Raw genomic sequence first — 12,980 nt, forward strand, 5'->3', positions numbered from 1 at the left:
TTGGCTGAATAAAGACGGTTGCCGTTTAGCGGCGAATCATCTGACAACTGCTAAGCTTAGTCGCATAACCTGAACACCAGCCTGCCTCGCTAGTATTTAACTGGCTTGGGCCGGCGGTAACCGAAGGAGAGACTATGACCAAACTAACCGATCAGGGTTTATTAAAAGACTCATCTTATTGGCAAGGCCAATGGCACAAAGCTGACAATTATTTTGAGGTCACCAATCCGGCCAACGGCGAGCTTGTTGCTAAGGTAGCCGATGCCAGCGCGGCCGATGCAGAAAAGGCGATAGCCGCCGCCCATGCCGCTTTTGCTGACTGGGCGGCCCGGCCCGCAGCAGAGCGCTCAAAACTATTAATGCGCTGGCAGCAATTACTGCTGCAGCATCAGGATGATTTAGGCCTGCTGCTTACCCTGGAGCAGGGTAAGCCGCTGGCTGAAGCTAGAGGCGAAATTGGCTATGGCGCGTCTTACCTGGAATGGTTTGCTGAAGAAGCCAAACGGGTTTATGGCGATACTATTCCAGCGAAAACCGCCGATCAGCGGATTGTCGTTATCAAGCAGCCTGTTGGCGTGGTTGCGGCAATAACACCGTGGAATTTCCCTAATGCGATGATTGCCCGTAAAGCGGCAGCGGCCCTGGCAGCAGGTTGTACTTTTGTAGTTAAACCGGCCCAGCTAACCCCGCTATCGGCGCTGGCGATGGCAGAACTGGCCGAACGCGCCGGCATTCCGGCGGGGGTATTTAATGTAATTACCAGTACCGATGCTAAAGCTATTGGCGAGGTGCTGAGCCAGGATAAGCGGGTGGCCAAGTTCAGCTTTACCGGTTCCACCAATATTGGTAAACAGCTGGCCAAGCAGTGTGCCGGCACGGTAAAGCGGGTATCGCTGGAGCTGGGCGGCAATGCGCCCTTTATTGTGTTTGCTGATGCGGATCTGGATGCGGCAGTTGACGGCCTGATGGCCTCAAAGTTTCGTAACGCCGGCCAAACCTGTGTTTGTACTAACCGGATCCTGGTGCAAAAAAGTATCGTAGAACCTTTTACCAAAAAACTGCAGCAGGCTATCGGTAAGCTGCAGCTTGGTAATGGCACTGCTGACAACGTGGATATTGGTCCGCTGATCAGCAGCGACGCCTGCGACAAAGTTGATAAACTGCTACAGGAAGCCGTTGCCCAGGGCGCAACGGTACAGTGCGGCGGTAAACGCCAGCCGACAGATAGCTTGTTTTACTTACCTACGCTGCTGACCGGTGTTAACAATCAGATGGCAGTGGCCCAGGATGAAATATTCGGCCCGGTAGCTGCAGTACAATGTTTTGATGATGAGGCCGAAGCCATTGCGCTGGCCAATGCGACCGAGTCTGGCCTGGCAGCCTATTTTTACAGCCGGGATATCGGCCGCTGCTGGCGGGTTGCCGAGGCCCTGCAATACGGCATGGTGGGCGTAAATGAAGGCATGGTGTCTAACCCGACCGCCCCGTTTGGTGGAGTGAAACAGTCCGGCTATGGCCGGGAAGGCTCCAAATATGGCCTGGCCGATTATCTGGATATTAAATACTTATGCCTGGGTGGTTTAGATAAGTAACGGATAAGCTGACTGAGACTAGGGTATTTATCAGGCTACCTTATTTATCAGGCTTATGGCACCAATAGAGCAGGGCATGAAGCTGGGAATGAAATGGCAATAACGGAATTAGTCGCGCCGCTGTTAACATTAACTGCGCTGGAATACGCCGCTAATGGTTTTTACTTACTGGCGGTGTTTCTGGCGGCCCGTAACAGTATTCACACCTGGTGGCTGGGGATTATTGGCTGCAGTTTATTTGCAGTGCTGTTTTATCAGGTGCAGTTGTACGCCGAAAGTATGCTAATGGCGTTTTTTATTGCCACTAATTTTATTGGCTGGTACCAGTGGGGCCGGGCCAGTGGTATTAAACATGTTAGCAAAAGCCGGTTAAGGCATTTATTGCCGTTCCACCGGCGCGTGCTTTAGCTGGTTACCGCAGCGCGTCGGTTGCTTGCTACATAACCTGACCGATGCTTATGCGCCTTATGTCGACTCGTCTATTTTAATGTTCAGCCTTATCGCCCAGTTTTTATTAATGAACCGCAAACTGGAAACCTGGTGGTTCTGGCTACTGGTTATGTACGCGACGCTATCCTCTGCTGTATATTTCCGCGAGGCTGAACGTTACTGCTATTGTTTATTGCGGCTTCTGGTTTAATGCCTGGTATGGCTTGTGTCTGTGGCGCACATTAAGCCGCGAAAATATCCAGCCCGCGCACAGTAGTGGTTGAAAGAAGGCGGTTAAAAGCAGGCGGCTTACAGGAGTGCTGCCCCCCACTTTAATATTTAAGTTAAAACAACAATCGGAGATCTCTTTTTCCATGTTGCTCGTAAACCGGGAAAATATAACCTTACTTCACAGCACCCATCGCCTGGGCGTACAGGAAAGATAACACTATGAAAAAATTCTCAAGTTTAATGCTGGCCCTGGTGCTACAGGGTTTTGTATTGCAAACAGCCGTAGCGCAAGACGACAATACGGCTATGGTGCCACTACCTTCAGTCGACGACTTCACCCGGGGTGAGGACGGCTGGGCTTTCGGACTGGGGCTGGGTATTGAATATGAAACCGCTTACGAAGGCTCGGATGAATTTGGGGTTGAACTGCAACCCGCCGGCGCCGTGCAGTGGCGCAGTGGCAATAACATTTTTTATTGGGCCGGTGAGGCCCTGGGCTGGCGTGGCGTTCGTGCTGATACCTGGTTACTTGAAGCCTTAGTGGGTTTTGAGGAGGGCCGCGAAGAAAGTGATTCTGACAAGGGCTATCTGGATGGGCTGGGTGATGGCGATGAAGGAGTTGAATTCGTACTGCAAGCGCGCCATGCATTCAGCGCCGACTGGCGTTACTGGCTGGTTGGTCGGGTGGTGACGGGTGAAAACGGCAACCTTGGCCTGTTTGGCGTAGGCCGCCGCTTCGGTAACCAAACCGACGGCTCCGGCTCGGAGATTAACCTGGTTGCGGTATTTCACGACAGCAAATATGCCAATAATGGTTTTGGCATCGACGCGCAGCAGGCCGTGGCATCGGGGCTGGACGAAACCAGATTAAGTAGTGGGCTGCGCTCGGTTGGCATCGATTACAATTACCGGCATAACATCAACCAGAACTGGCAGATCTACGGCGAAGCACTTTATGAGTATTACAGCAGCGACGTGCGCGCCAGCCCAATCGCCCGCAGTGATTATGAAGCTGAAGTAGGCGTCGGCTTTATCTATATATTTTAGGTTGGTTAACCACAGCTTAAAGGGAGCCTCAGGGGCGGGTATTAATTTTGCCGTATTGATCAGCAAATTGATCTGCCCCTGACAGCCTGTCAGAAGTCATTTAAGCAGTGAATCTTCGAGCGTTGCTGCTACAACCAAAGCCGCAGCAAGCTGGCGGCGATTAATGCCAGGTAGGTTACTGCGACCGTGGGTTTTAGCGCTTGTTTGGCGTAGCTAAGCAGCAGTTGTAGCGGGTTTTGCCGTTGATATTGCCACTGGCTATGCCACTGACAGCCGATATCCTGTGCCTGTAATATCGCTTGTTCCAGCTGCAGCAAACGGTTGGCCGCGCGCTGCTGCCAGGTTTTAAGTAAGGCTTCATGCAGCCAGAATAAGCCGATGACCCCCAGGAGCAGCTCAAGGCCGGCGGTGTTTTTCAGCAACCACAGCCATACCAGAATAGTGACTGCTTTTAGCCATATGGCTTGCTGCTCTTGTTTATCGTAGCTTTGCTGAACTAACAGCCATTCTGCCTGGTTTCTGTCGGTCATTGTGCATCCCTGCTGCCTGCTGAGTGCGGCGTTAAATAAATTTCAGTTGTTGCTCCAGTTTAGCCGGTAATTGCTGTAAGTCAGCATCATTTTCACTCACCACCACTAAATCAGCGGTTTTTAAGGCCAGACTGCGGCCGCGATACGTTTCATCAGAGAAATGATGCTCAAATTTCAGCTTGTTACTGGCCGGTACCACAAACACTGTGGCCAGGCCATGCTCGGTTTGCATTACCAGGTGCAAGGAGCGGGTGCCACGAAAATCACAAAAGTTAGCGTAGATAATAGCCTGTTGCCAGTCACTCAGCTCGGCGCCAAAGCTGGCCAGTTTGGCATTCACCTGATCCAGCGATTGTGGTGCCAGCATTTGATCCATATAAGGGGCTTCATGATAGACATGCGCCAGCGCATGCTGGCCCAGGGTCATCCCGGGGTAACCATAATTAAACCAGTTCAGGGTCAGGCCGGCCACAAAGGCGACTGAGGCTGCCAGAGCAATGGCACCGGCAAAGCGCTTTTTCTGAGTTTGCTGACTGAGCAGCATTTGCTGGCGCAATAGTTTTAGCGGTAAGGTATCGGGTACTTCCAGCGTCAGCGCCTGTTTAATCCGGGCCTGATCGAGCAACAGCTGGCGCTGTAGTTGTTGTAATTGTGGATCTGTCGCAACGGCTTGTGCCACCTCAGCAGAGCGAGCCAGCGGGTCGGCGATTAGCGCCTGTCTTAGTGTTAAATCAGCCATCACTTTCCCCCCTTTTGCCGGGTATCTTGTTGCGGTTTATGTTGTGCGATTAGGCGCTGCTTCAGTAATTGCCGTGCCCGGAATAAACGGGTGTTAACGGTGTTTACGTTTAAGTTGAGCAGTTGGCCAATTTCTTCGCTGTTAAACCCTGCCAGCGCCTGCAGCAACAGCGGTTCGCCATACTCGGCTGGCAGCAACAGTAACTGTTGTTGCAGTAAGGCATTGTCATACTGTTGCTCCAGCGCCGGGTTAGTTTCATCGGTTAAGTTGTCTTGCTCAACATCACTGTAATCGAGTTGTTTACGCTCAAACCGCCGGGCATTTTCCCGGCGTAAAATGGTAATTAACCAGCTCTTCGCGGCATTGTCGTCCAGCAGTGAATCGAGCGCTTTCCAGGCCCGCAAAAATGTATCCTGGACAATGTCCTCAGCAATATGCTGATCCCGGCACAGCCAGAAGGCATAACGATATAAGTCGGCATGATACAGCCGCACCAGCTGCTCATAGCGCTGGCTGTTACTTTGCGCTTTGCGCTTAAATAATGAGACCGGCAAACTGAACAAGCCATTTCGTGATTGTGACATTACTACTGATTTCTGTTCACTGGAGAGAGTTGTAAGCGTAATCGACATAAGCTTAACCTGTAAAGCGATCATTTGAATTGGCCAAAGTGCCCACTATTGCAAAGCACCTGATGTCCGTTGACTGATAGAGCATTTGAGCCAGTGATCAACGCTGACATAGCGGCCCCCGCCACTAAACAGCAGGCTGAGCAGCATGGCAAAGTAGATGGCCGCAAACTCAATGCCGTTGTTCAGAATAACCAGCTTGCCACTGGAGGTAAGCCAGTCGTAATTACCATGCTGCTGTAACAGGCTGCGGGCAGCGGCAATTTTATCGCTGCTGTCCATTACCCGTTCATTAAGCAAAATGGTGCCATCGGCCAGCCAGCTGCTGCTATCAGCTATCGCTGGCCAGCCATAGGGCAGGTGGACGGCGAAAATAGCGACCAACATGGTGACCAGCAGCGGTATCGTTACCAATCTGGTTAATAGCCCCAGCAACAGCATAACGCCACCAATCAGTTCTGCGGCAATAGCCAGACTGGCTAGTAACCAGGGCAAGGGCAAACCCAAGCCCCAGTCACTGTTGCCAAACCAGGCGACGGTATCGGCAAAATGCCTGAATTTATTCCAGCCCGCCTGAATAAGCACCGGGGCCAGAATAAGCCGCAGCAGCAGCGGTGCCACGCCGCTGAACAGAGCCAGCCGGCCACGAAACTGCTGATAATGTGCATAGAGCTGGGTAACCATAAAAATAGCCTGTCAGGGTGTCAGAGATAATGATGATGTTTAACAAGACCGTCAGAATGGCAAAGCTATTTCAGTCATTTTCCAACAAGGTAGGCGTTAAGGTGGAAGGTTAGGTGGGTTTAAAGTGGACGCTCAGGCCGAATATCCGCAAATCGCGCCTTTACCGGCTAAATCCTGCAACAGGGGTAGGGCGCCCTGTTGCAGTTGTTGTTCGGTTAAGCCTGGTAATTGTGGGCTGAGGGCTTGGATAAGGGCATTAAATGTCAGGCCCGGTTGTTCAGCCAGGGTGTTAAGTAGCAGCAAGGTAGCCTGGTTTAGCTGAACAAACTTTACCTCATGCTCGCTGTTACGATACAGCAAGAAAAATACCGGCTGCGTGGGCTCAGCAGGTTGAAAATCGACGCATATTTGCTGCACCGGATACTGATAAGCGCACAGCATGGCCAGTTCAGATAATTGTAAACGGGTGCTGCTGAGCGCGTCGCTGGCAAGTTCTGCCTGGCTGAGAGCAGGCAACTGCTGTTCGCTGGTTAAGGTTGCGATATATAGCTCAGCCCATTCATAGTGCGCCAGCTCGGCTAAAAAAGGCGGATCGGCTGCTGTTGGCTGGTAATCCTGTAAAAAAGTCGCAAACTGTTCGGCAATATGCAAAAAGTAAGGGCTATGACAGGCGTAGTTGCTGAAAAACTGCCGGGCCAGCGCTGTCCAGTTCTGCTCGCTGTACAGGGTTTTGAGCACCGGAAAGGCGGTATCGAGAAAGCCCTTAACGTTATTAAAAAACAGTTCCCGATACACTTTTAGCCGGCGTGGTTCAACCCCGGTCGGTGGTGGGGCGCTATCTGGGTTACGAATATATGCCGCCAACTGCTGCTGCACCTGGCTAAAGTCATTTAGTGTGGTATCTGTGGTACTCATAGCGCAACCTTTTGCGGGGCACTCGCTTTTAGCGCCTGTTGCTGCAGGGCTCTGATCGTGTCCAGTTCGCGCTTAAGGCTGCTAAGCGCCGGAATATTAAAATCGCGCTCGTACAAGGTGGGCTTGACTCCATGCTGTTGATAAGCCAGCTGCAGTAAATGCCATACCGGGTCGGGAATATCAGCGCCGTGGGTGTCGACCAGTAAGTCCGCTGCTTCCTGATAATGGCCGGCAACATGATAGTAAGCAACACGCTCGCTAGGCAGGGCCTGCAGAAATGCCTTGGCATCGTAACCATGGTTTACTGAATTAACATAAATATTATTTACATCCAGTAATAGCTGGCAATCGGCCTGGTTAAGCACTTCACGGATAAAGTCCAGCTCGCTCATTTGCTGACCGGGCGCCGCATAATAAGACACGTTTTCCAGTATCAGCGGCTGTTCCAGAATATCCTGCACGGTGCGCACCCGGGCGGCGACATAGCTGGCGGCTTCTTCAGTAAACGGAATAGGCATTAAATCGTATAAATGGCCGCCGGCCGAGCAGTAACTTAAATGCTCGCTGTATAATCGAATATTGTGCTGTTTAAAAAACGTTTTTAATTGCTTAACAAAGCCAATATCCAGTGGATCCGGGCTGCCAATGGACAGCGATAAACCATGGCAGGCAAAAGCGTGACGCTCGGTCAGGGCCTGAAACTGGCTGGCCAGCTTACCACCATAGGGCAACCAGTTTTCCGGCGCGACTTCAAAAAAATCGATGTTCTGGTTATCGCCGGCCAGTACCTCGGGCAGCATTTCCCGGCGCAGGCCAAGGCCTGCGCCGGTTAACGGCAGAGAAGTTGTCACAGCTTAAGCTGCTCCACACTTACCTTCGCCGCACTTCATTTCTTTTGCTTTATCTTCAGCTTTGGCTTTGGCATCGTCTTTCATTTTCGCGGCTTTATCGGCACCGCACTTACCTTCACCACATTTGCCTTCGCCACATTTCATTTCTTTCGCTTTATCTTCAGCTTTGGCTTTATCGGCACCACACTTACCTTCACCGCATTTGCCTTCGCCACACTTCATTTCTTTCGCTTTGTCTTTAGCTTTATCTTTGGCTTTATCAGCACCGCATTTACCTTCACCACATTTACCTTCAGTGGCAGCCAGCTGATAGGCCATGCTCAGTTCTGCGGCTGCGAAAGGGTTGCTATCGGCATGAGCGGCGCCAGAGGCTACTGAGCCTAATGCCATGGCGCCAAGAGCGAAAGAAAGCTGGGTTTTGTTCAGTGTTTTCATCAGATGTTACCTTTGTGGTTGTCAGGGTCTGTAATAAGACCTGCTCAGCTGCAAAGGTATTTCAAAAATTTGCTTATTTCAATGTACCCGGTAAAAACGGCAGAAAAAGTCGATGACACTGTCCGGGTCAAGTGTGCTGAAACGCACTTTCCGATTGGCAACAATGGCCTCACCTAAGGCCCGCAGCGTATGGTCAAGTGGGGCACCTGCCGGACGCTGTGCGCCATGGTCGGCAAACAAAAAGTTTAAGGCAGTAGCGGCGTAAGATTTACCCGGCTCCAGTTGCACTAACTCCAGTTCCTGTAAACGAACACCAAGATTGCGAATTTTTTGCAGACAATTTTGTTCGTTCATATTGACCTCGACGTAGATTGATTTCTGTTGCTAAGCTTGTATCGGCGCCAGTAGCAGGATCTTTAACCGGCTTATTGAAAAAATAAAATAGCCCGCACAGTGCTGCGGGTTTTTGGTAGTATGTCGGCATATGCGTTTGCGTAACTTTTGCTTCAATACTCTTGCTTTAATACTCTTGCTTTAATTAAGGGATAATATGACCCACAGCCGTTTACCCGCAGCACTGCAGCCTGCTGACCTTGGTCCGGTATTAGATAGCGTTCAGATTGAACAGGCGCTGGCCACCGCCGAGCTTATTCCCGGCTTTATCGGCCAGGACCGGGCAAAATCGGCGTTGGCCTTTGCCATTGGTATGGATATGCCGGGTTACAACCTGTATGTAATGGGCGAGCCGGCCCTGGGCCGCTTTACTCTGGTGCAGGATATTCTGCAACACGCTGCTGCCGAAAAAGCCACCCCAAATGAGTGGTGTTACCTGAATAATTTTGATGATGAGCGGGTGCCCAATACGTTGCGGCTGCTGCCGGGCGATGGCCGCATTCTGGTTAAAAAGTTAGAAGCATTAATAGATGAATTACTGGATACCTTTCCGGCCGCCTTCGACAACCCGGGTTATCAGCGCAAGAAAAAAACCATAGCCCGCCAGTTTGACGACCGTTACGAGCAGGCGATTGAGCGGGTCGAAAAAACTGCGCTGGAAAAACAAGTTGTGTTATACGAAGACAATGGCGCCGTCAGCTTTTCGCCGATCATCGATGGTAAGCCGCTGGACGACAGCGAATTCAGTAAAATGACTGATGAGCAGCGGCAATATTTCTATTCGCTGGTGTCAGAGCTGGAAACGGTGTTAAACGATGCGCTGCTTGAGTTGCCACGCTGGAAACGTGAACTATCGGAAAACCTGCGAGCGCTGCGCAAAGAAACGATAGAGCAGGCCATTAAGCCGATGCTAAAAGAAATGGAGCATGATTACAGCACCGAACTTGGCGTGCTGAAATACCTGAAAGAAATGCGGCCCCATCTGGTAAAAGCGGTGCTGGAATTACTGCCTGATGAGTCGGATGGTGAGAAGCAGGAAGAGATCGACAGCCGGGAAATTTTTGTTGAAGAATTTGTGCCGAATGTGCTGGTCCATCATGAGACCATGTCGGGCGCGCCGATTATTTTTGAGCCTAATCCCAGTTATGGCAACTTGTTTGGCCGGGTTGAATATAACTCGTCCAGTGGCGCGCTTTACACCAACTACCGGATGATCCGCCCTGGTGCCTTACACAAAGCCAACGGCGGCTATTTAATTCTGGACGCCGACCGCTTATTGTCGCAGGCATCCGTGTGGGATGCCCTGAAACTGGCGCTGAAGAGCGGCGAAGTGGTGATTGACACCTTAAGCGAGCACGCCGTTACAAATTCCACCATTATTACCCCGCGGGCGATACCGCTGAACGTTAAAGTGGTGCTGCTGGGCTCGCGTGACCTGTATTATCTGGTACAGGAAGTCGATGAAGAATTTAACGAGCTGTTCCGGGTGCTGGCCGATTTTGAACATTACCTGCCTTACAATGAGCAAACCCTGAGCTATATGTCGCGGCAAATTCAGTTGCAAATGCAGCAGCTGAATATTAACCAGCTGACAAAGTGTGGCCTGCGCCAGCTGTTGCAGTTCAGCTTTCGCCAGGCAGAACACCAGCGCAAACTGTCAGCCCGTTTTGCGGACGTGCTGGAGCTGGTGCGTGAAGCCTGCTACTACGCAGCGCAGACCGACAGCGATATTCTGAATGCGCAGCATGTGCAGCAGGCATTACAGGGCAAGCAACACCGTACCGGCCGGATCAGCGAGGGCTTTCTGGAAGATATTCAGGAAGGGCAGATCCTGATTGATACTGAGGGCCTTGCAGTCGGTAAAATAAACGGCCTGACGGTACTGGAAATTGGCGATACGGCCTTTGGTACGCCAGCCCGGGTCAGCGCCACGGTATTTGCCGGCTCCAGCGGGGTTATTGATATAGAACGTGAAGTGGAGCTGGGTAAAGCTATTCATTCCAAAGGCGTATTACTGCTTACCGGTTATCTGGGCGCGAAATATGCCCGCCAGTTTCCGCTGACGCTATGCGCGAATATTGCCATGGAGCAGTCCTATGGCCATATTGACGGCGACAGTGCCTCACTGGCGGAGGTATGCGCCTTGATTTCGGCCATTACCGATATCCCGATCAGACAAAGTCTGGCGGTTACCGGCTCGATTAACCAGCATGGTCAGGTGCAGGCCATTGGTGGGGTAAATGAAAAAATAGAAGGGTTTTTCCGGCTGTGTCAGTCACGCGGCCTGACCGGTGAGCAGGGGGTGATTATCCCGGCCAGCAATCAGCTGAATCTGGTATTACGCGATGAAGTCATTGCCGCCGTGGCAGAGCAAAAGTTTCATATCTATGTGGTAAAAACCGTGGATGAGGCACTGGGTCTGTTAACCGGCGAAGAAACCGGTGAGTTAAACCGACGTGGCCAGTATCCGAAAAAGTCGGTCAATGGCCGGGCTATGCAACGTTTGGCAGAGATTGCCGAACTGGTTAACGGAAGTCTGGATGAATAGTAGCAGTTCAGTTACCGATGAACCCTTAGTATTACTGTATGCCGATTTAGACGCAGAGCGGGTGCAGCAGCAATTAATTCCGCTATTAATCAGCCGCCTGGGCGAGGCTTTTTCGGCTATATCAGTGCAGGTATTTAATCCGGAGCAGCCGGCAGGTTTTGCCCCCGGCAGCAGGTTAGTCTGCTATTTAAGCGATGAGCACCTGCGTGAGCTGGTATTGCAGGTCCAGAATCAGCCACTGACCCTGGCCTTACTGCCCCATCCGGAGATGAAGCATGCCCGTTATGGCTTTGGTATCGCAGGGAAAACCGAAGACGCGTTGACCGATGCGCTGAATAACGAGACGGTAGAAGCCGATTTACTGCTGTGCAACGAGGTACCGGTGTTTAACTCGGTGGTGATTGGTGATGCCCTTACCCTAACCCCGGGTGAAGCACTGGCCGAGCCATTGGCAAAACGGATTAAACGCTTTATCCGGCTGGTCAAAGGTATTGGCGAGGTAACATTTGATGCCTTTAAAATAGTGACTCACAAGGAAAAAGTTGTTGATACCGCTGCGCTGGGAATCGTGGTGGTAGAGCATGGCCGCAGTTCAGTATTGTCTCGCCGGTTAGTGGCCGACTCCAGTGTCAATGACGGGATGTTACATGCGTTGGTGCTGGCACCGCGCAGTGTGTTTGAAATGCTGCGGTTTTTATTTGCTTCCTTGTTTTTACGTGACTACTGGAATAACAATACCCCTTCTTTTGTCGGTCGTATTAAAAGTCGCAGCCTGACCATCAGCAGCCCCAGAGCCATAAGTTATACCCATGATGGCCTGATTGAAAAGATCAGCGTGCTGCAGTTAAGGGTCGAACCGCGGGTGCTGCGGTTGGCCCCGGGTCGTTATCTGGCGCTGGAAGATGCCGGGGTTGAAAGTAAAGAAGCGATAAGAACTCAGGCTTTGCCCGCGGGTAAAGCGAAAACAGAGCTGGTGACCTATCCATTGCCGTGGATCCATCATGCGGCTACCGACGAGTTTAAAGAGCTATTTATGGCAATGCGCGAGAGCGCCAAAGCCTCGCCGTCTTATTTAACCCTGATGGTGTTAGCAACGTTACTGGCGGTATTTGGGTTATTTGCCAATTCTACCCCGGTAATTATTGGTGCAATGATTTTAGCGCCGTTAATGGGGCCGATTATTTCAATGGCCCTGGGTACCCTGCGCCAGGACGAGGGGTTAATGCTGGTTAGCAGCCGCAGTATCGCCGTGGGTACAGGGTTGGCGATGGGCTGTGCGATGGTGGCCACCTGGTTTATTCCGCTTACTACCATTAACAGCGAAATTGCGGCCCGGATCAGCCCAACATTACTGGACTTAGGCGTAGCGGTAATTTCCGGTATTGCCGGTGCTTACGCCCATGCCCGGGCGGAAGTAGCAAAAAGCCTGGCAGGGGTCGCGATTGCCGTGGCATTGGTGCCGCCACTGGCAGTGGCAGGTATTGGTTTGGGCTGGCTGGATCTAACCGTGTTCTGGGGCGCTTTTTTGCTGTTTTTAACTAACCTGGTTGGGATTATTCTGGCCGCAGTTATCACGTTCATGTTTCTGGGCTACAGTCCGTTTCACCGGGCCAAGCGCGGTCTGGCATTAACACTTACGCTGGCCGCCATTTTATGTATTCCGCTGGCAATCGGCTTTGGCCATATGGTGGCAGAGCACCGGATAGTGCAGCAGCTGGATGGCATAGTACTGGATGAAGTAAAACTGCGTGATGTCAGTGTACGCCCGGGAACACCGCTCAGAATTAGCCTGACGATAGTGTCCGGGAGCGCGGTAGATAATGCCACTATGGATAGGGTAAAGCAGCGTATCGAGCAGAAGCTGCAACAGCCGGTAGAGTTGGAAATTGGTGTCAAGGTTATTCGCTGATCCCAATAAAAAAGCCGGTGCGTTGCACCGGCTTGTTGTCAAGAATCA

General features: G+C 51.6%; 14 protein-coding genes. 6 read left to right on the forward strand and 8 right to left on the reverse strand.

Going from position 1 to position 12,980, the window contains the following annotated elements:
* Positions 1–134: 134 nt before the first annotated feature.
* The 4 genes from KG631_RS04555 (at position 135) to KG631_RS04565 (ending at position 3,299) form a co-directional block, all read left to right on the forward strand.
* Positions 135–1,592: an NAD-dependent succinate-semialdehyde dehydrogenase gene (locus tag KG631_RS04555; RefSeq protein WP_213995690.1), complete on the forward strand. Its 1,458-nt coding sequence runs from the start codon at positions 135–137 to the stop codon at positions 1,590–1,592.
* Positions 1,593–1,685: 93 nt separating this feature from the next.
* A complete protein-coding gene (locus tag KG631_RS18795; RefSeq protein ID WP_301003605.1) occupies positions 1,686–2,000 on the forward strand; it encodes a nicotinamide mononucleotide transporter family protein in 315 nt (104 codons plus the stop codon).
* A 25-nt stretch (positions 2,001–2,025) separates the two neighbouring features.
* Positions 2,026–2,232, forward strand: a complete 207-nt coding sequence (locus KG631_RS18800) for a nicotinamide mononucleotide transporter (RefSeq protein ID WP_301003606.1) — start codon at positions 2,026–2,028, stop codon at positions 2,230–2,232.
* Between the two features lie 239 nt (positions 2,233–2,471).
* The gene (locus KG631_RS04565; RefSeq protein ID WP_213995691.1) at positions 2,472–3,299 is read left to right on the forward strand and encodes a MipA/OmpV family protein; all 828 of its coding nucleotides are present in this window, start codon (positions 2,472–2,474) and stop codon (positions 3,297–3,299) included.
* Between the two features lie 128 nt (positions 3,300–3,427).
* Here KG631_RS04565 and KG631_RS04570 read toward each other — a convergent pair whose 3' ends face one another.
* The 8 genes from KG631_RS04570 to KG631_RS04605 form a co-directional block, all read right to left on the reverse strand.
* Positions 3,428–3,829 carry a hypothetical protein gene (locus KG631_RS04570; RefSeq protein WP_213995692.1) on the reverse strand — a complete coding sequence of 134 codons (402 nt, stop codon included), beginning with the start codon at positions 3,827–3,829 and terminating at the stop codon, positions 3,428–3,430.
* Between the two features lie 31 nt (positions 3,830–3,860).
* Positions 3,861–4,568: a DUF3379 family protein gene (locus KG631_RS04575; RefSeq protein WP_213995693.1), complete on the reverse strand. Its 708-nt coding sequence runs from the start codon at positions 4,566–4,568 to the stop codon at positions 3,861–3,863.
* Positions 4,568–5,152, reverse strand: coding sequence for a sigma-70 family RNA polymerase sigma factor (locus tag KG631_RS04580; protein ID WP_301003607.1), 585 nt, complete (start codon positions 5,150–5,152; stop codon positions 4,568–4,570). Before KG631_RS04580 ends, KG631_RS04575 begins: the two co-directional genes overlap by 1 nt.
* A gap of 93 nt (positions 5,153–5,245) precedes the next feature.
* A complete protein-coding gene (locus KG631_RS04585) occupies positions 5,246–5,881 on the reverse strand; it encodes a DoxX family protein (RefSeq protein WP_213995695.1) in 636 nt (211 codons plus the stop codon).
* 132 nt (positions 5,882–6,013) lie between these two features.
* Positions 6,014–6,796, reverse strand: coding sequence for a putative DNA-binding domain-containing protein (locus KG631_RS04590; protein WP_213995696.1), 783 nt, complete (start codon positions 6,794–6,796; stop codon positions 6,014–6,016).
* Positions 6,793–7,647: a DUF692 family multinuclear iron-containing protein gene (locus KG631_RS04595; RefSeq protein ID WP_213995697.1), complete on the reverse strand. Its 855-nt coding sequence runs from the start codon at positions 7,645–7,647 to the stop codon at positions 6,793–6,795. Before KG631_RS04595 ends, KG631_RS04590 begins: the two co-directional genes overlap by 4 nt.
* Positions 7,648–7,650: 3 nt before the next feature.
* Positions 7,651–8,082, reverse strand: coding sequence for a hypothetical protein (locus KG631_RS04600; RefSeq protein ID WP_213995698.1), 432 nt, complete (start codon positions 8,080–8,082; stop codon positions 7,651–7,653).
* 78 nt (positions 8,083–8,160) lie between these two features.
* Complete coding sequence (locus KG631_RS04605; RefSeq protein WP_213995699.1) at positions 8,161–8,436, reverse strand: hypothetical protein; 276 nt, start codon at positions 8,434–8,436, stop codon at positions 8,161–8,163.
* A 196-nt stretch (positions 8,437–8,632) separates the two neighbouring features.
* Here KG631_RS04605 and KG631_RS04610 point away from each other — a divergent pair, with 196 nt between their 5' ends.
* Both KG631_RS04610 and KG631_RS04615 read left to right on the forward strand, forming a co-directional pair.
* The gene (locus KG631_RS04610) at positions 8,633–11,023 is read left to right on the forward strand and encodes an ATP-binding protein (RefSeq protein WP_213995700.1); all 2,391 of its coding nucleotides are present in this window, start codon (positions 8,633–8,635) and stop codon (positions 11,021–11,023) included.
* Positions 11,016–12,932: a TIGR00341 family protein gene (locus KG631_RS04615; RefSeq protein WP_213995701.1), complete on the forward strand. Its 1,917-nt coding sequence runs from the start codon at positions 11,016–11,018 to the stop codon at positions 12,930–12,932. The genes KG631_RS04610 and KG631_RS04615 overlap by 8 nt, the downstream gene beginning before the upstream one ends.
* Positions 12,933–12,980 lie beyond the last annotated feature (48 nt).

This window comes from Arsukibacterium sp., from assembly GCF_018402695.1.
In the GTDB taxonomy this organism is placed as follows: domain Bacteria; phylum Pseudomonadota; class Gammaproteobacteria; order Enterobacterales; family Alteromonadaceae; genus Alishewanella.

What these genes read in the sequence shown, in the direction of transcription:
- KG631_RS04555 (WP_213995690.1), top strand. Translation starts at nt 135, where the DNA reads ATGACCAAACTAACCGATCAGGGTTTATTAAAAGACTCATCTTATTGG.
- KG631_RS18795 (WP_301003605.1), top strand. Translation starts at nt 1,686, where the DNA reads ATGGCAATAACGGAATTAGTCGCGCCGCTGTTAACATTAACTGCGCTG.
- KG631_RS04565 (WP_213995691.1), top strand. Translation starts at nt 2,472, where the DNA reads ATGAAAAAATTCTCAAGTTTAATGCTGGCCCTGGTGCTACAGGGTTTT.
- KG631_RS04570 (WP_213995692.1), bottom strand. Translation starts at nt 3,829, where the DNA reads ATGACCGACAGAAACCAGGCAGAATGGCTGTTAGTTCAGCAAAGCTAC.
- KG631_RS04575 (WP_213995693.1), bottom strand. Translation starts at nt 4,568, where the DNA reads ATGGCTGATTTAACACTAAGACAGGCGCTAATCGCCGACCCGCTGGCT.
- KG631_RS04580 (WP_301003607.1), bottom strand. Translation starts at nt 5,152, where the DNA reads ATGTCACAATCACGAAATGGCTTGTTCAGTTTGCCGGTCTCATTATTT.
- KG631_RS04585 (WP_213995695.1), bottom strand. Translation starts at nt 5,881, where the DNA reads ATGGTTACCCAGCTCTATGCACATTATCAGCAGTTTCGTGGCCGGCTG.
- KG631_RS04590 (WP_213995696.1), bottom strand. Translation starts at nt 6,796, where the DNA reads ATGAGTACCACAGATACCACACTAAATGACTTTAGCCAGGTGCAGCAG.
- KG631_RS04600 (WP_213995698.1), bottom strand. Translation starts at nt 8,082, where the DNA reads ATGAAAACACTGAACAAAACCCAGCTTTCTTTCGCTCTTGGCGCCATG.
- KG631_RS04605 (WP_213995699.1), bottom strand. Translation starts at nt 8,436, where the DNA reads ATGAACGAACAAAATTGTCTGCAAAAAATTCGCAATCTTGGTGTTCGT.
- KG631_RS04610 (WP_213995700.1), top strand. Translation starts at nt 8,633, where the DNA reads ATGACCCACAGCCGTTTACCCGCAGCACTGCAGCCTGCTGACCTTGGT.
- KG631_RS04615 (WP_213995701.1), top strand. Translation starts at nt 11,016, where the DNA reads ATGAATAGTAGCAGTTCAGTTACCGATGAACCCTTAGTATTACTGTAT.